Genomic DNA, 17,351 nt, shown 5'->3' with positions numbered 1-17,351 from the left:
CATTGGGCTAATTCACCCCCGAGGATATTTAGGGCCAGATGAAGAACGGATCGGAATTGAAGGCACGATTGGTGGAGCAGGCCCTTGTTGAGGGGTTTGTGGCCTGCCGGGTGTGCCGTCCTTGGGACGTGCCGCAGGTGCCAGAGCGGTTGGAGGCATTTCTGCAGGCCGGATATCATGGTCAGATGGGGTGGATGGCGGAGCGGAGCCATTGGCGCGGGGATCCGTCGGTGCTCTGGCCCGAGGCGCGATCCGTGATCATGCTAGCCGAGAGTTATACGCCTGAGCATGATCCTACAGAAGTGCTGTCGTATCCCGAATTGGGTGCAATTTCGGTTTATGCACAGAACAAGGATTATCATGATCTGGTCAAGAAACGCCTGAAGCGATTAGCGCGCTGGCTGATTGCTGAGGGCGGGGGTGAAGTGAAGGTGTTTGTCGACACGGCGCCAGTGCCTGAGAAATCTTTGGGAGAGGCAGCTGGGTTAGGTTGGCAGGGTAAACACACCAATCTGGTAAGCCAAGATTGGGGCAATTGGGCCTTCTTAGGGTCTGTATTCACGACATTGGACCTGCCAACGGACGTGGCTGAGGTCGACCATTGCGGGTCGTGCAGGGCTTGTTTGAATGCATGTCCAACAAACGCTTTTCCAGCGCCGTATCAACTGGATGCGCGTCGTTGTATTTCGTATCTAACCATCGAGCATAAGGGGCCGGTGGATGAAGAATTGCGTGGGCTACTGGGGAACCGGATATATGGCTGCGATGATTGTCTTGCAGCCTGCCCCTGGAACAAGTTCGCAGTCGCTGCCAGCGATATTAGATATGCAGCGCGTGAGGAATTGAAGGCGCCGTCGTTGGCAGAGTTGGCGATGTTGGATGACACGGCTTTCAGAGCGATGTTTTCGGGCTCACCGATCAAGAGAATCGGGCGGGACCGGTTTGTGCGGAATGTACTTTATGCGATTGGGAACTCAGGGGTACCGGCGTTGCTGCCAGTTGCTCAGACGCTGACCGATGATCCGGATCCGACCGTGACTGATGCAGCGCGCTGGGCGGCGTCTAGGTTGTCGTAAACAGGCTGGACGCGCCGTAGGAAAACGCTACACCCGATTCTGGCGAACAGATGGAGGACCCGATGGCGCTGGCTTTGGGTGTGGATACGGGCGGAACCTATACAGATGCGGTGCTGGTTCGGGGTGAGCGTGAGGTGATTGCCTCGGCTAAGTCTCTGACCACACGCGCAGATTTGGCGATTGGGGTTGGCCGGGCCATCTCGACGGTGCTTGCGGAAGCCGAGATCGCGCCAGATCAGATCGGATTGGCATCGCTTTCGACGACTCTGGCCACCAATGCGCTGGTCGAAGGCCAGGGGGGGCGTATCGCGCTGATTTATGTTGGGTTTCGGGAAAGTGATCTGGAAAAGCATGGGTTGCGGGATGCGCTGAAAGGCGACCCGGCGTTGGTCCTGTCCGGTGGGCACAATCACGCAGGCGGTGAGAAAGAGCCGTTGGATACAGAGGCACTTGAGGCCTTCTTGAAATCTCACGAAGGCATATCTGGCTACGCGGTTGCGGCACAATTTGCCACCCGAAACCCGGCGCATGAGCTTGAAGTTGCACGGGTGGTTGCAGAAAGAACCAGTATTCCGGTGACTTGCTCGCACCATTTGTCAGCCAAATTGAATGGACCAAAACGGGCTGTGACTGCGGTTCTCAACGCGCGATTGATAGGCATGATTGATCGTTTAATCGGGCGGGCGCAGGACCAACTGAAAGAACAAGGTATTTCAGCACCTATGATGGTGGTGCGTGGGGACGGGGCTTTGATGAGTGCCGAACAGGCGCGCGAACGCCCGATCGAGACGATCCTTAGCGGCCCGGCGGCATCGATTGTGGGCGCGCGTTGGTTGACGAATGCCGATAACGCGTTGGTTTCCGATATCGGTGGAACTACGACCGACGTCGCGTTGATACGGGATGGAAAGCCCGCGATTGATCCCGCAGGTGCACAAGTTGGCGGTTTCCGTACTATGGTCGAAGCCGTTGCGATGCGTACCCACGGTCTGGGTGGGGACAGCCAAGTACATGTTTTGACCGAAGGATTGCAGGGTGGTGTCTTTCTTGGCCCGCGACGTGTGCTTCCGGTCTCGTTGATCGCTGCCGAAGCACCAGAAGTTGTTCACGCAGAGTTGGATGAACAATTGCGCGCGACAACAGTGGGTGAACACGATACCCGTTTTGCGCGGCGGGTGGCGGGTATCCCGGCTGAAGGCGTGGGCCCGCGTGAAGCTGTCTTGCTGGACCGACTGGGCGATGGGGTGCTGGCGCTGAGTAAATTGTTGCAGACCCGGATGGAACATGGCGCGCTGACACGTTTGGTCGATCGTGGGATTGTTCAGGTTTCCGGTGTCACGCCCTCAGACGCGAGCCATGTTCTGGGTCGTCTGGACGACTGGGATGCTAAGGCTGCACACAAGGCAATAGAGCTAATGGCGCGTAAGCGGGTTGGATCTGGAGAAAAGCTGGCGAGATCACCTGAGGCGCTGGCGCAGATGATCGTTGATCAATTGACCGAACAAACCTCATTGACTTTGTTAGAGACTGCTTTTGCGGAAGAGGTCGACGGTTTTGGTCTTTCACCGCAGGAACTCGCGCGGCACGTACTAACCCACCGTGGTCTTGCCAAACACCGAGGATTGATCGCGCTGGATACCGCAATGAATGTCGATGTGGTGGGCCTAGGGGCCTCGGCACCCAGCTATTACCCCGCCGTAGGTGAGCGGTTGCATTGCAATATGATCCTGCCTGAACACGCTGGTGTTGCGAATGCTATCGGAGCGGTCGTTGGTCGGATGACCCTGCGCCGGTCAGGCACTGTCACGTCTCCCGCTGAAGGCCGCTATCGGGTGCATCTGGAAGAAGGGCCACAAGATTTCTTGGATTCAAGCGCTGCCCTGAAGGTACTTGAAACAGCTTTGCGTGGAGAGGCCGAAGGTGCCGTGCGCGAAGCAGGGGCCGAGGATATTCGAGTGACGGTCGAGCGCGACATCCGCACCGCCAAAATTGAGGCGCAGGAGGTGTTTGTCGAGGCGTTGGTCACGGTCGAGGCCAGCGGACGGCCTCGGGTGGCGGTGGGGTAGCCCCCGCAGGGGCTACCGGTATCCTTATTCTGCTGCGCTGGAGCGTTTTGGCAGCACCCAATCCGGGCGCGGGAAGTGGCAAGTGTAACCGTTCGGGATACGTTCCAGATAATCCTGGTGTTCTGGCTCGGCTTCCCAGAAATCTCCGACAGGCTCGACCTCGGTCACGACTTTGCCGGGCCAGATGCCGCTGGCATTCACATCGGCAATCGTGTCTTCGGCTACCTGTTTCTGGACCTCGTCAACATAATAGATCGCTGAGCGATAGCTCATCCCGCGATCATTGCCCTGACGGTTCAAGGTGGTGGGGTCGTGAATCTGGAAGAAGAACTCTAATATTTCACGATAGGTGATCTGTGCCGGGTCGAACCAAATCTCGATCCCCTCTGCATGGGTGCCGTGGTTGCGATAGGTCGCATTGGGCACATCACCGCCGGTGTATCCGACGCGGGTGCGGGACACGCCCGGCAATTTGCGGATCAGGTCCTGCATGCCCCAAAAGCAGCCTCCGGCCAGAACGGCGCGTTCATCGGTCATCTGATATCCTCCACATGGATCAGGAATTCGCCATAGCCCTCGTCCTCCATATCGTCGCGATGGATGAACCGCAGCGAGGCGGAATTGATGCAATAGCGTAGCCCACCATGTTCGCGCGGGCCATCGGGGAAGACATGGCCCAGGTGGCTGTCGCCGTGTTTCGAGCGGACCTCGGTCCGGATCATGCCATGGGTGGTGTCGCGAAACTCTTCGACATGTTCATGCACGATGGGTTTGGTAAAGCTGGGCCAGCCACAGCCGGATTCGTACTTATGAGTCGATGCGAACAATGGCTCGCCCGAGACGATATCCACATAGATACCGGGTTCCTTGTTATTCAACAGTTTGCCTGTGCCCGGGCGTTCGGTCCCGCTGCGTTGAGTGACGTGGAACTCCTCCGGCGAAAGGGCGGCGATGGCCTCGGGGTCCTTGGTGAAACGAGACATGGCTCCTCCAATTCTATTAGTTTCGACCAATAAATGGGGTTCTAAGGGGGAAAGCAAAGGCTTGTTACATCGGCTCGCGCAGTCGTGCGCGATCTTAGGCCAGCTTGGCGACGGGTTGGCGTGACAATTGCACGGCCAAAATACCCAATGTGGTGATCAGTACACCGATCGCATCAAGTGGCCCCACTTTTTCACCCAGCAGGAGGGCCGCTATGGCAACACCGAAGACCGGGTTGAGAAAATGGAAGGTTGCCGCACGGATCGGGCCGATCCGGTCCAGCAGCAGGAACCAGATCAGCGTGGCCAAAAGGCCGGGGAACAGCGTGGTGTAAGTAAAAGCCAGTATAAACGGAACGGTTGGGTGGATGTAGATGGTTTCAAAGATCGGGGCGGCGGCGAACAGTGCCGCTGCACCCACAAGCATTTGCAGCCCCACCACCATCATGAAATTGCCGCCAGAGGTAGCTCCGCGCACCGCCAGCGTAGCAAAAGTGAGTGCAAGTGCCCCGAACCCGCAGAGCATGACCCCAAACAGGTCGATGCCAGCCCCGATCCGGCTGCCCATGATCAAGGCGACACCGGCAAAGCCTGCAAACAAACCGATGACACCCACCGGACGCAGTTTTTCGCCTAGCAGTAGCCATCCAGCCAAAGCGACAAGCAACGGCATGGTTGATGCTATGATCGCGGCCATCGATGCTTCGACGGTCTGCATGGCGAAGAAATTCAGACCCAAATAAAGGGTATTTTGACAGATTCCGAATAGGATTGTGGCGCGCCATTGGGCAGGCGTCAGATTCCAGCTCTGTCCCATAGCGCGCGCGATCGCCACGCCGAGCATTCCGGAAATGAGAAACCGCAGCGCAAGCGAGAATAGGGGTGAGGCATCGGCAACAATGATCCGCGCCGAGGTAAAGGCCGACGACCAGATCAGGGCAAACACAAGCCCGATAGCGATGGCGCGCAGATCCATTTCGGCCTCCTTGGGAATTTGGGGCGACTGTCACCGGTTTTCGTGACAACCGCAAGGAAAAGGGGCCGCCCGGTGGCGACCCCTTCGATCTTGTGATCTGTCTACGGTGATTTAGCCGTTGACGCTGTCCTTCAGGGCTTTCGCGATGGTCATCTTGACCACTTTGTCGGCCTCTTTCTTGAACTGCTCACCGGTCGCAGGGTTGCGCACCATGCGCTCGGGGCGCTCGCGGCAGTAGATTTTGCCAACGCCGGGCAGGGTGACAGCACCACCGGCGGATACTTCGCGGGTGATCAGGCCGGTCATGGCCTCCAGCGCAGCGTTTGCGGATTTCTTGTCAGTTCCCATTTCCTCAGCGAGAGCAGCCACCAGCTGAGTCTTTGTCATAGGCTTTGCCATTTCTTGGTCTCCTTAACGTGCCCGATCTATAGGGCCTCACCGCGTAACTGTAACGGGATATTGTGGCTGAACACAACGAATAGTAGCACTAAAAACCCCAAAAATAGGGGAAATTCGTTGCTTTTTTGCTTCAGAGAAAGGCCGTTTCGTCGAACGAACGCAATTTCCGGCTGTGTAACCGTTCCAGTGGCATGCCGCGCAAGTGCTCCATCGCCCGGATTCCGATTGCCAGATGACGACTGACCTGAGTGGTATAGAACGCAGAAGCCATGCCGGGAAGCTTTAATTCACCGTGCAAAGGTTTGTCCGAGACGCACAGCAAGGTGCCGTATGGAACCCGGAACCGGTAGCCATTTGCAGCAATCGTTGCGCTTTCCATGTCCAGTGCAATCGCGCGGGACTGGCTGAGCCGTTGCACCGGCCCGGACTGATCGCGAAGTTCCCAGTTTCGGTTGTCGACCGATGCGACGGTGCCTGTCCGCATGATGCGTTTCAGCTCGTAGCCTTCCAGCTCAGTTACCTCGGCAACAGCCTGTTCCAGCGCGACCTGAACCTCGGCCAGTGGGGGGATCGGCACCCAGACCGGCAAGTCGTCGTCCAGAACTTTGTCTTCGCGTAGGTAGGCATGGGCTAGAACGAAATCTCCCAGCGCCTGCGTGTTGCGCAGACCGGCGCAGTGACCAACCATCAACCAGGCATGCGGGCGCAGAACCGCAATGTGGTCGGTGGCCGTTTTGGCATTCGATGGTCCGACGCCGATATTGACCAACGTGATTCCTGATCCATCCGCGCGCTTCAGGTGATAGGTCGGCATCTGCGGCAGTTTCAGCGGCTGTTCGATCGCCGCTTCTGGATCAGCGATCTCGACATTTCCAGTCGAGACAAAGCTGGTATAGCCGCTGTCGGGATCGGACAACTGCGCGCGCGCATAGTTTTCGAATTCAGAGACGTAGAACTGATAGTTTGTGAACAGAACGTGGTTCTGGAAATGGCTCGGGTCCGTTGCGGTGTAATGCGACAGCCGCGCTAGAGAATAATCTACGCGCTGGGCGGTGAACAGCGCCAGAGGCTCGGCATCGTTCTCGGGCTCGTTGATGCCATTTACAATGTCGTCATTGGTTGTGTTCAGATCGGGCACATCAAACGCATCACGCAACGTGAAACCGGCTGCGCCTTGGTGCGGAACCACCAGATCCGGGTTGTTTGCCACGGCGAAATGCACCGGGATCGGGGTCTCAGAGGCTCCAATTGTTACCGGCTGATCGTGATTCTTGATCAATAGTGCGATTTGCTGGGCCAGATATGACCGGAACAGATCGGGCCGGGTGACCGTTGTCGCATGCGTGCCCGGTTCGGATACATGACCGAAGCTTAGTCGGCTGTCGACTTGTGCGTAGGAAGAGGTCCTGATCCGGATTTCAGGGTAGAACGCCCGGAATCTTTCGGTAGGAGCGCCATTTTTGAGCGCGTCAGCAAACTTGTCGCACAGGAACTTTGTCGCTTGTTCATAAAGCTCTTCCAAGCGCGCGACAGCGGCCAGCGGGTCTGTAAATTTCTCGGGGTTGGGAACGTCAGGGGTTTGGATAGTTGTCATGCAAGGGGTTCCAGAAGGTCGATCTTTTCAAATGTGCGTACGTCTACCAGCCCAAGGTCTGAGATCCGCAGTTCAGGGATCACGACTAGGGCTAACAAAGAATGCTGCATATATGCGTTGTTGAGTTCACAGCCACAGGCTTTCATCGCCTCGACCATCTTTTCGGCTTTGGCTGCAACTTCTGCGGCTGGGTTGTCGGACATCAGGCCCGCTATGGGCAATTCAACCAGCGCCAGTTCTTCACCGTCCCGAAAGATTGTGATGCCGCCGCCCACTTCCGCCAGTCGGTTTGCAGCCAGAGCCATCTGCTCGCGGTCAGTGCCGACAACGATCATATGGTGGCTGTCATGCGCCACGGTCGAGGCCATGGCCATTTTGCCCTGATACCCAAAACCTGACACAAAGGCGTTGGTCACCCCGCCCGTGGCGCGGTGGCGTTCAACCAACGCGATCTGGCAAACCTCGCCTTCGCCCTCAACAAGCCCTTCGATAATGGGCAATTCTGACTTCAGCGCCCGCGTCGGGGCTTGATTCTCAACGACGCCGATCACATTAGCCATGACGCGGTTGGCGCCAGCGGGGGCTGTAATCTCAAAATCGGTCGAAGACAGCTCATGTCCCAGATGGACAGTGTTCCGTGCCTTGGCAGGCCAATCCAGATGCGGACAGTCGACCGTCACCGTTCCGTTTTCAGCCACGACCTGGCCCCGCGCAATAACTGTTTCGATTGGCAGGCTGGTCAGGTCAGAACTCAGAATAATGTCGGCTCGCCGACCCGGCGTGATCGAGCCGATCTCACGTTCCAACCCAAAATGAGTCGCGGTGTTAATGGTAGCCATTTGAAGCGCGACCAGAGGATCACATCCGCAAGAGATTGCATGGCGCACCACACGGTTCATATGACCATCATTGATCAGAGTACCCGAATGGCAGTCGTCGGTACACAAAATGAAGTTGCGCGGATCCAGCCCCTTTTCGGTCACCGCAGTGATCTGGCTTTCTACATCATACCAGGCAGACCCCAGCCGCATCATCGACCGCATCCCCTGACGGACCCGAGCAATGGCATCGTCCTCGCAGGTGCCTTCATGGTCATCAGCGGGGCCACCAGCGACGTATGCTGCAAAATCAGACCCTAAATCAGGCGATGCATAGTGCCCGCCCACTGTTTTTCCCGCTCGCTGCGTGGCAGCAATTTCCGCAAGCATCTTCGGGTCGCTATGTATGACCCCGGGGAAGTTCATCATCTCTCCCAACCCAATAATGCCGGGCCACGACATCGCTTCAGCCACATCCTCGGCTGTAATCTCATATCCTGTGGTCTCCAGGCCCGGTGCCGAAGGTGCGCAGGACGGCATCTGAGTAAAGATATTCACGGGCTGCATAAGCGCTTCGTCATGCATCAGGCGCACGCCTTCAAGGCCAAGCACATTGGCGATCTCATGCGGGTCGGTGAACATCGAGGTGGTGCCATGTGGAATGACTGCGCGGGCAAACTCTGCAGGCGTCAGCATGCCCGATTCGATATGCATATGCGCGTCGCAAAGTCCGGGAATCATATACCGGCCGTCTGCCTCGATGACCTGAGTTTCAGGACCGATGCAATAGGAGGCATCCGGACCTACAAAGGCCACGCGTCCCGCAGCGATGGCGACATCATGATCCGGCAGGGCTTCTCGGCTGTGAACATTCACCCAGATACCGCCGCGGATCACCATATCGGCAGCTTCGCGGCCTGCAGCAACAGCGATAAGACGTGGGGTGGTATCGGGCCAACTTGGGAAGGGAGTGTATTCCATGGCCCAACTTTCACGAATGAAGCAAAAGGTGCAACCCCCACCGGTAAGGTATCATCCAATCATCACAATTCATGCCAACCGCAGCGCGCCAGCGCTGCTACGCCCAACCAGAGGAAATGCCCAAAGGGCATTGAGGATGGGCGGGAGCGCCTCGGTCTAGTTTTGAGTGTCGGCTGCGATTTCGGAGCGCAGCCAGTCAACAAAAACCAATGCGCCCGGCGTTTCCTCAGCTTGAGGTGACAGCAGCAAATAATATGCCTCGGGCATGGCGGCACGGTGAGAGAACGGCGCAATTAGGCGACCTTCGTCAAGTAGGCGTTTGGCGATCATGTCATGGGCCAGGCACAACCCACCTCCAGCCATCGCGACTGACAGGCTTACCAGATAGGTCGTCGAATAGGTGACCTGCGGTTTCTCCCAAGTTAGACCCTGTTCCGTGATCCAGCTCTCCCAATTCGACAGCAAGTTCGAGCAATCAAAAAGAGGCTGTTCTTGCAAGGTCTCAAGCGTTACCCGGAAGCCCGGAGCACAGACGGGATAATAGTGATCGGTCTGCAATAGTTCTGTGCGCACCGTGTCGGCAGGACGCAGCGAATATCGAATTTCGACCGCCGCACCCTCAGCCATTTCGCGTGGCTCCCACAGCTCGGTGAAGATGTTCAAATGCACATCCGGGTGCAGTTTCCGAAACCGGGGAAGACGCGGCGCCAGCCAGTTGACGGCAAATGTTATGTTGCTCTGCACCTGAACCGCGTTTTGTTGCGCCCCCGTGACGGCCTGGGTGCCCCTTACAAGCGTCCGAAACGCCTCGCGCACAACCGGCAAATAGGTGATGCCTGCTTCGGTCAGTTCCAATGCGCGCGGGCGACGCAGGAACAACGGCTGGCCCAGATACCCCTCCAGCGATTTGACCTGCTGACTAACCGCACTTTGCGTCATATTCAGATCCCGTGCCGCACCTGTAAACGACAGGTGACGGGCTGCTGCTTCAAATGTGCGCAGCCAACCCAGAGGAGGAAGTGGTTTCCGCATATGCATAACTCCGCCAGTAGTTTTACTTATGAAGTAGGTGTGTTTTTTTCGTTGGTCAAACTTTTGCAGTGCAGGCACGATTTACCCAATGCCCCAATCGCCCCACGAAGGAGTCCGGTATGAGCGTCACCAACCTGCGCCCCAACATTGATCATTGGTCCGAACGTGTTGATATGGCCGCAGCCTTCCGCTGGACCGAGCGTCTCAACATGCATGAAGGGGTGGCGAACCATTTTAGCCTGGCGGTCAATGCAGACGGCACGCGGTTTCTGATGAATGCCAACCAGATGCATTTCTCGCGGATCAAAGCGTCAAATCTGCTGCTACTGGATGCCAACGACAATAATGTCATGGATCAGCCCGGAGCGCCGGACCCGACGGCATGGGGGTTGCACGGATCAATCCACCGCCATTGCCCCCATGCGCGTTGTGTGATGCACGTGCATTCGATTTTTGCGACGGTTCTGGCCTCACTGGCGGACAGCACCCTGCCGCCGATTGATCAAAACACCGCAACCTTCTTCAATCGCTATGTGATCGATGAGGAATTCGGTGGTCTGGCGTTCGAAAGCGAGGGCGAACGATGCGCTTCGATGCTGTCAGACCCGATGAAAAAGGTCATGGTCATGGGCAATCATGGGGTTCTGGTGATCGGTGACAGCCCTGCAGATGCCTTTAATAGACTCTACTATTTTGAACGCGCCGCTGAAACTTACATCCGTGCGCTTCAAACTGGGCAGCCCTTGCGCGTTCTGTCCGACGAAATTGCGGAAAAGACCGCAGAGGAATTGGATGACTATCCCGGTCAGGCCGAGGCGCATCTGCGCGAAATTAAAGCAGTCTTGGACGCCGAAGACTCGGACTACGCAACCTAAATACCCCCTCTAAGGAGTTTCAGCCATGACTGACGTTCATGATGCAGAAGCCGCCCGCTGGAATTACCGCCCCGACGGTCCGGTCGGTCTGAATCCTTTGTTCAACTGGCCGCCGCGCCCCGCCGCGATCCTGCGTTGGTACAGAGGGGCTTGGCTTCCGCTTACGTCGCTGACTCTGTGCATGGCTCTGGCAATCGTTGCATATATTGCGTTTTTGCCTGCATTAGAGACTATGAAATCCTTCGCGCCTGGTTGGATGTTCCGCGTTTGGCTATTGAATACGCTCCCTCAGATCCTGGTTGCTGGGGGCCTGCATTGGTGGCTTTACATGCGCAAAGGGCAGGGCATGTATAAAAAGTTTGACCGTCGGGACCAGACTCGGAACAACGGTTCATTCACTTTTCGAAACCAGGTTTTGGATAACATCTGGTGGACCTTGGGCAGCGCGATGACTGTGGCCACGGTTTATCAATGGATAATCTATTGGGCGATGGCGAACGGCTACGTGCCAGTCATAACATGGACCACAGCGCCGATCTGGTTCGTGATCTGGATGCTACTGATCCCAATGTGGTCCGGGTTGCATTTCTACTGGGTCCATCGGTTGGAGCATCACCCGAAACTCTATAAACACGTTCATGCCGTGCATCACCGCAACGTCAATATCGGGCCGTGGTCAGGGATATCGAACCACTGGTATGAAAACCTGCTTTATTTTTCGACCTACTTCATCCATCTGATCGTACCCTCGCACCCGCTGCATCTGTTGTTTCATGTTTACTTTCAGCAGATCAGCCCGGTTCTGTCCCATTCGGGCTTTGAAAAGCTAAAGGTTGGCGAGACGGACGCAGCGAGGGCAGGAGATTTCTTCCATCAGCTTCATCATCGGTATTTCGAGTGCAACTATGGCACTTCTGAGATTCCGTTCGACAAGTGGTTCGGGACCTATCACGACGGCTCAGCTGAGGCGACAACACGGACTCGGGCGTATAAGAAGCAGATGTATACCTAGATGTCTAATGCTGCGAAGGTCCAGATATTGTCAGATTCGCCCTGATTAGTGTCTGATCAGCCCTTTTCGAACAGTGCGATTAAAGCAATGTCATCCTTGTTGGGGCCAGCGGCTAGCTCACCATATATACGCACTTCGGTAAATGACAGATTGCTGATTTGTTCAGCCTCGAGAGCGCCGAATGCATCGGAAAACCCCAGCGCCTCAAAGTGCTTTGCGTTGATTGACAGAGCGAATTGTGCGCCGGGACGCGCGACCCGCAAGAGCGCGGGCAAGGCCTCGGGCCCCAGATGGCCATGAGTGAACGTTCCGGAGGAGACCACGCCTGCATAGCTGTCACGCGGGACGGGCAGGCCCTGATTCAGATCGGCCTCGATCGCGTCTCGGTAGATATCCTTGCGCATCGCCTGATCCAGCATTTCAGCACTGATATCAGTGGCGTCAATCGGGCCAACGCCCAGCCCCGCCAAAACCGCACCACATAACCCCGTTCCCGCTCCAACATCCAATACCGGACCCTGACCACCGGCAGCAACGAAAGCGCGCGCTGTGTGGATGTGGAGTTGATAGTCTTCCAGTGCGGCAAAATTGTCGTCGTAGTCTCCGGCCCATTCAGCGTAGAGACGCTTGTTCTCTTCAGGCGACTTCAAGGAATAGGCGGCGCGTAGATCGGGTGTTTTGTTGCTCATACATCAATGAAGGCGCATCAGAGGATTCGAATCAAGTGCGTCCATCCGGCGCTTGCATCCCCGGGCCGGGCGGATCATCAAAGGAGCTATGACTCAGACACTTTTTTCCTTCGGCCACGGCTATTCTGCCCGAGCGACATCGAAGCAACTTGATCCAGCATCCTGGCGGATCATCGGAACCTCGCGCGATCCAAAGCAAATTGACACCATTCGCGCGTCGGGCGCCGAGCCGATTGTCTGGCCGGGGGAACGGCCTGACCTGGAAGGTGTCACACATGTATTGATCTCAACCGCGCCTACAGCAGATGGTGACCCTGTATTGGCAGAGTTGCGCGATGAGATTGCCGCCCGCGCCGGGCAATTCAAATGGGTTGGGTATCTGTCGACCACTGCGGTTTATGGTGATCACGATGGGGGTTGGGTGGATGAGACCACCGCGCCCGAACCTACCGCCGAACGAGGTCGGTGGCGCGTGCGTGCCGAAACGCAGTGGGCAGATATCCCGGACCTCCCGTTACATACATTCAGATTGGCGGGGATTTATGGGCCGGGGCGTGGACCGTTTTCCAAGCTCAAGAGAGGTGGCCTGAGACGGATCATTAAGCCGGGACAGGTATTCTCGCGTATTCACGTTGATGATGTCGCGCAGGTGTTGATCGCATCGATGGCCAAACCCAATCCGGGCGCGATCTACAATGTCTGCGATGAGGAACCGGTGCCACCGCAGGATGTGATCGGCTATGCGGCCGAGCTGCAGGGACTGCCGTTACCGCCTGCTGTGCCGTTTGATGAGGCTGATCTGACTCCGATGGCCCGTAGTTTTTACAATGAAAACAAACGCGTTCGGAATGATCGGATTAAAGAAGAGTTGGGTATCTCACTGCTCTACCCAAATTACCGGGTTGGGTTAGAAGCGTTGATGGAACCCTCGTGATCACTGCGCCTTGTCAAGAAACAGATGCAGGTAGTATGGGGATGCGATGAAGGATCGCTCTGCCACTCTGAAGATTACGGTTTCTACTCTCACCCGGCAGCGCCCCGAAATGCTGGCTGCATTGATCGAGAGCTGGGGCGAGATGAAGCTGCCGCCTGATTGCTCAGTGCGATGCCTTGTGGTCGAAAACGACAGTTCACCGCTTAGCGAGGATACCGTGCGGGCAGCGGGGGCTGTTCTGCCCAACGGGGCGGGTCTGGATTATGTCCTTGAGACCGAGCCTGGCATTCCTTTCGGGCGCAACCGTGCAGCACGCGAGGCGCTTGATCAGGGTTCGGATCTGCTCTGTTTTGTCGATGATGACGAAGTGGTGGCATCCGATTGGCTTGAGAGTTTGGTTGCCGGGTATCGCAAGAGTTCTTCTGTGTTGTTGGGTGCGCCACTCCGCGCTGCGGGGCCGACCGGACAAGAAACCGCAATGCAGCGGCTGATGCTGCGCAACATCAGCAATCGATATCTCGACAAGGAAAACACCGCCGCCAGGAAGGCGACATTGAACGATACCGGCGGTGTTACCATCGTGACCAACAACTGGCTTTGCGAGACGCGGTTGTTCAGTGAAACCGGGCTTTGGTTCGATGAAACCATGCGGATGACGGGCGGAACGGACGCAAAGTTTTACGCCGAGACCGTTGCCGCTGGATTGCCTGTGGGCTGGGTGCCTGATGCGTTCGTGTATGAAACCATTCCGCCCGAACGCCTCTCGTTCTTGTATCAGGCTGCCCGAGGGCGGGACCAGTCCAACACGCATATGCGGCGCAAGCTTGATCAGAAGCCGACAAAGGCGATCTTGGGTTTCCTGAGTGCACCTTTGCGTTTGGTGGCGCTGCTGGGGGCAATCCTGTTGTTTCCGTTCCAACCGGATCGGCGGTTGATCCAGATCGCCCGTACAGCCGGGTGGCTGGTTGGCGTATTGGGAATTCCCTTTGGCTACAAATCAGCCCTTTATAAGAAAGTCAGTGGCCACTGAACCTGTTTCGACAGACAGCTTGACGCTGGCTCCTGTCAGACAGTTCACAGCGGTCAGTATCGTAGATCCATTTGCGTCGCCACCCCCACGTGCCCGACTTGCCGGTCACGGTGAAGCCCAGCGGTGAAAATGCAATCACGTGCTTCAGCGTTCAGCTGCGCGTAGACGCTCAAGTGATAGTTTTGAGTTATCGATATCATCGAAAAACAAAACTTATGTGAATGGCTTGGATTTGTTAAATCTACATCCAAACAGAAAGAACGAGTCGTTAATGCTATTTCCTACAATGAAGGCAGGGCCAATTTGTGCGAACTCGCGCAATGCCCCAGCCAAGGACGAGCGCAAAAACACTCAAGACCCCTGTTTCTCGTTTCAAAGTTAACCGCGCGACGCACACATCTAGCCAGGACTGGAGATCGATATGGACGGAAGTGATACCCCCAACATGGGCAAATGCCCGGTAATGCATGGCGCCGAGGCCCGGTCCAACCGGGATTGGTGGCCGAACCAGCTGAACCTGTCGATTCTGCATCAGCATAGCCCTGCATCGAACCCGATGGGTGAGACATTCGACTATGCCGAAGAGTTCAAGAAGCTCGACCTGAAGGCGCTAAAGGAAGACCTTTACGCGCTGATGACGGATTCGCAGGACTGGTGGCCGGCGGACTATGGTCACTATGGCGGCTTGTTCATCCGTATGGCATGGCACGCAGCGGGCACTTATCGGACGGCGGATGGTCGCGGTGGTGCTTCGACCGGCAATCAGCGTTTTGCACCGCTGAACAGCTGGCCGGACAATGGCAACCTGGACAAAGCGCGCCGTTTGCTGTGGCCGATCAAGCAGAAATACGGCAACCAGATTTCCTGGGCTGACCTTTATATTCTGGCGGGCAACTGCGCGATTGAATCCATGGGTGGAACGACCTTTGGTTTCTCGGGTGGCCGCGAAGACATCTGGGCACCCGAAGAAGACATCTATTGGGGTGCCGAGACGGAATGGTTGGCCCCAACCGAGAACCCGCATAGCCGCTATTCGGGCGAGCGTGATCTGGAAAACCCGTTGGCCGCCGTTCAGATGGGTCTGATCTATGTGAATCCCGAAGGGCCCGATGGTGAGCCGAACGTTCTGGCCTCGGGCCGAGACATCCGTGACACCTTTGGTCGGATGGCAATGAACGACGAGGAAACCGTCGCTCTGGTCGCGGGTGGCCACACTTTTGGCAAGGCGCATGGTGCGGGCGACCCCAACCTGGTCGGCCCCGAACCCGAAGCCGCCCCGATCGAGGACATGGGCTTTGGCTGGATCAACAAATTCGGTTCAGGCAAAGGCGACGACACCACTACCAGCGGAATCGAGGGTGCATGGACCGCGAACCCGATCAAATGGGACAACGGCTATTTCGATCTGTTGTTCGGCTATGATTGGAACCTGACCAAAAGTCCCTCGGGCGCTTGGATCTGGGAACCGGTCGGCGTGAAAGATGAAGACATGGCCCCGGCGGCGCATGATCCGTCCAAGAAGGTCAAGACCATGATGACCACCGCCGACATGGCGATGCGCATGGATCCGATCTACGGCCCGATCTCGAAACGCTTTCACGAAAACCCGGAAGAGTTCGCTGATGCCTTCGCTCGCGCTTGGTTCAAACTGACCCACCGCGACATGGGTCCACGTGCGCGTTATCTGGGAGCTGAAGCTCCGAGCGAAGAGCTCATATGGCAAGACAATGTCCCAGCTGTCGATCACGCGCTTATTGACGACGCCGATGTGGGCGATCTGAAAGCCAAGATCCTTGCAACAGGGCTGTCGGTTTCGGATCTGGTGTCGACCGCATGGGCTTCGGCTTCAACCTTCCGCGGATCGGACATGCGTGGCGGTGCCAACGGTGCGCGTATTCGCCTGGCTCCGCAGAAGGATTGGGAGGTCAACGAGCCGCTGAAACTGTCCAAAGCGCTGGATGCGCTGGAGGAGGTTCAGAAATCGTTCAATGACGCGCAATCGGAGGGCAAGAAGGTCTCGATGGCCGACGTTATCGTCTTGGGTGGCGCTGCAGCCATCGAACAGGCAGCCAAAGCCGCAGACCATGACGTTGACGTGCCCTTTACCCCGGGCCGCACCGATGCCGCGCAAGAGCAGACGGATGTGGACAGCTTTGCAGTGATGGAACCCATCGCCGACGGTTTCCGCAACTACCTGCACAAGGAGTACTCGGTTCCGGCCGAGGCTCTGCTGGTGGACAAGGCGCAATTGCTGACACTGTCTGCGCCTGAGATGACGGCTCTTGTCGGTGGGATGCGGGTGCTGGGTGCAAACTTCGGTGGCACCTCTCATGGAGTGCTCACAGACCGGGTTGGTACGCTCAGCACTGACTTCTTTGTGAATCTTTTGGATATGGGCACCGAGTGGAAGCCGTCAGGTGATGGCGTCTACGAGGGTCGTGATCGGGCGAGCGGCGAAGTGAAGTGGACAGGTACCCGCGCGGATCTGGTCTTTGGTTCGAACTCGCAGTTGCGGGCGCTGGCCGAGGTCTATGGTCAGGACGATGCGGGTGGTAAATTTGTCTGTGACTTCGTTTCGGCCTGGAACAAGGTGATGAACGCGGATCGATATGATTTGAACTAACCCTGTGATCATCGCAGTGAATTGCGCCGCCCGAGGAGACTCGGGCGGCATTTTCATTCGCCCGAGTTTAGGTTGCCTACCGAGCATTGGGTATGATTCCGCTGAAAGGTCGTCCACTTCGTTGCTGTGAGTTTCTTTTTAGCAGGTTTGTGGGGCAAATTATGAAGCTAACATATTGTTTTCATTAAGATGGAGAAGAAACCGAGCAGAAATGTGAAGTTTTTTCAAAATGGGGGTTGCAGGTCTCAGGCCTAATCCGTAAATAC

At 56.7% G+C, this 17,351-nt stretch carries 15 protein-coding genes; 7 read left to right on the top strand and 8 right to left on the bottom strand.

The window, feature by feature from the left end; genetic code table 11:
- Positions 1–38 precede the first annotated feature (38 nt).
- Together queG and G7G_RS0118295 are read left to right on the top strand one after the other, a co-directional pair.
- Positions 39–1,076, top strand: a complete 1,038-nt coding sequence (gene queG, locus G7G_RS0118300; protein ID WP_010442906.1) for a tRNA epoxyqueuosine(34) reductase QueG — start codon at positions 39–41, stop codon at positions 1,074–1,076.
- Between the two features lie 62 nt (positions 1,077–1,138).
- On the top strand, positions 1,139–3,142 hold the full coding sequence (locus tag G7G_RS0118295) for a hydantoinase/oxoprolinase family protein (RefSeq protein WP_010442905.1): 2,004 nt from the start codon (positions 1,139–1,141) through the stop codon (positions 3,140–3,142).
- 24 nt (positions 3,143–3,166) lie between these two features.
- Here G7G_RS0118295 and msrA read toward each other — a convergent pair whose 3' ends face one another.
- From msrA to G7G_RS0118260, 7 genes are all read right to left on the bottom strand, one after another.
- On the bottom strand, positions 3,167–3,679 hold the full coding sequence (gene msrA, locus G7G_RS0118290) for a peptide-methionine (S)-S-oxide reductase MsrA (protein WP_010442904.1): 513 nt from the start codon (positions 3,677–3,679) through the stop codon (positions 3,167–3,169).
- Positions 3,676–4,125 carry a peptide-methionine (R)-S-oxide reductase MsrB gene (gene msrB, locus G7G_RS0118285; protein WP_010442903.1) on the bottom strand — a complete coding sequence of 150 codons (450 nt, stop codon included), beginning with the start codon at positions 4,123–4,125 and terminating at the stop codon, positions 3,676–3,678. The genes msrA and msrB overlap by 4 nt, the downstream gene beginning before the upstream one ends.
- A 94-nt stretch (positions 4,126–4,219) precedes the next feature.
- Positions 4,220–5,098 (bottom strand): DMT family transporter, encoded by an 879-nt coding sequence (locus G7G_RS0118280; RefSeq protein WP_010442902.1) that lies wholly within the window; start codon positions 5,096–5,098, stop codon positions 4,220–4,222.
- A 111-nt stretch (positions 5,099–5,209) separates the two neighbouring features.
- The gene (locus tag G7G_RS0118275) at positions 5,210–5,497 is read right to left on the bottom strand and encodes an HU family DNA-binding protein (protein ID WP_010442901.1); all 288 of its coding nucleotides are present in this window, start codon (positions 5,495–5,497) and stop codon (positions 5,210–5,212) included.
- Positions 5,498–5,627: 130 nt separating this feature from the next.
- Positions 5,628–7,091: an AMP nucleosidase gene (locus G7G_RS0118270; protein WP_010442900.1), complete on the bottom strand. Its 1,464-nt coding sequence runs from the start codon at positions 7,089–7,091 to the stop codon at positions 5,628–5,630.
- Entirely contained in the window at positions 7,088–8,890 is a 1,803-nt protein-coding gene (ade, locus tag G7G_RS0118265; protein WP_010442899.1) for an adenine deaminase, read from the bottom strand. The genes G7G_RS0118270 and ade overlap by 4 nt, the downstream gene beginning before the upstream one ends.
- A 156-nt stretch (positions 8,891–9,046) precedes the next feature.
- Positions 9,047–9,922, bottom strand: coding sequence for a LysR family transcriptional regulator (locus G7G_RS0118260; RefSeq protein WP_010442898.1), 876 nt, complete (start codon positions 9,920–9,922; stop codon positions 9,047–9,049).
- Positions 9,923–10,041: 119 nt separating this feature from the next.
- Here G7G_RS0118260 and G7G_RS0118255 point away from each other — a divergent pair, with 119 nt between their 5' ends.
- Positions 10,042–10,797 carry a class II aldolase and adducin N-terminal domain-containing protein gene (locus tag G7G_RS0118255; RefSeq protein WP_010442897.1) on the top strand — a complete coding sequence of 252 codons (756 nt, stop codon included), beginning with the start codon at positions 10,042–10,044 and terminating at the stop codon, positions 10,795–10,797.
- Between the two features lie 25 nt (positions 10,798–10,822).
- The gene (locus G7G_RS0118250; RefSeq protein ID WP_010442896.1) at positions 10,823–11,809 is read left to right on the top strand and encodes a sterol desaturase family protein; all 987 of its coding nucleotides are present in this window, start codon (positions 10,823–10,825) and stop codon (positions 11,807–11,809) included.
- Between the two features lie 56 nt (positions 11,810–11,865).
- Here the strand turns inward: G7G_RS0118250 and G7G_RS0118245 are convergent, their stop codons facing one another.
- Complete coding sequence (locus G7G_RS0118245; RefSeq protein WP_010442895.1) at positions 11,866–12,498, bottom strand: class I SAM-dependent DNA methyltransferase; 633 nt, start codon at positions 12,496–12,498, stop codon at positions 11,866–11,868.
- A gap of 88 nt (positions 12,499–12,586) precedes the next feature.
- Between G7G_RS0118245 and G7G_RS0118240 the strand changes: the two genes are divergently transcribed.
- The 3 genes from G7G_RS0118240 to katG all read left to right on the top strand — a co-directional run bounded on the left by G7G_RS0118240 (position 12,587) and on the right by katG (position 17,085).
- Positions 12,587–13,432, top strand: coding sequence for an SDR family oxidoreductase (locus G7G_RS0118240; RefSeq protein ID WP_010442894.1), 846 nt, complete (start codon positions 12,587–12,589; stop codon positions 13,430–13,432).
- A 46-nt stretch (positions 13,433–13,478) separates the two neighbouring features.
- Positions 13,479–14,462, top strand: a complete 984-nt coding sequence (locus tag G7G_RS0118235) for a glycosyltransferase (RefSeq protein ID WP_010442893.1) — start codon at positions 13,479–13,481, stop codon at positions 14,460–14,462.
- A 421-nt stretch (positions 14,463–14,883) separates the two neighbouring features.
- The gene (katG, locus tag G7G_RS0118230; RefSeq protein WP_010442892.1) at positions 14,884–17,085 is read left to right on the top strand and encodes a catalase/peroxidase HPI; all 2,202 of its coding nucleotides are present in this window, start codon (positions 14,884–14,886) and stop codon (positions 17,083–17,085) included.
- The last annotated feature ends 266 nt before the right edge of the window (positions 17,086–17,351 follow it).

The organism is Ruegeria conchae (assembly GCF_000192475.1).
GTDB classification, from domain to species: domain Bacteria; phylum Pseudomonadota; class Alphaproteobacteria; order Rhodobacterales; family Rhodobacteraceae; genus Ruegeria; species Ruegeria conchae.
The sequence above is the reverse complement of the archived record's forward strand: the minus strand, read 5'-3'. Positions and strand labels throughout refer to the sequence as shown.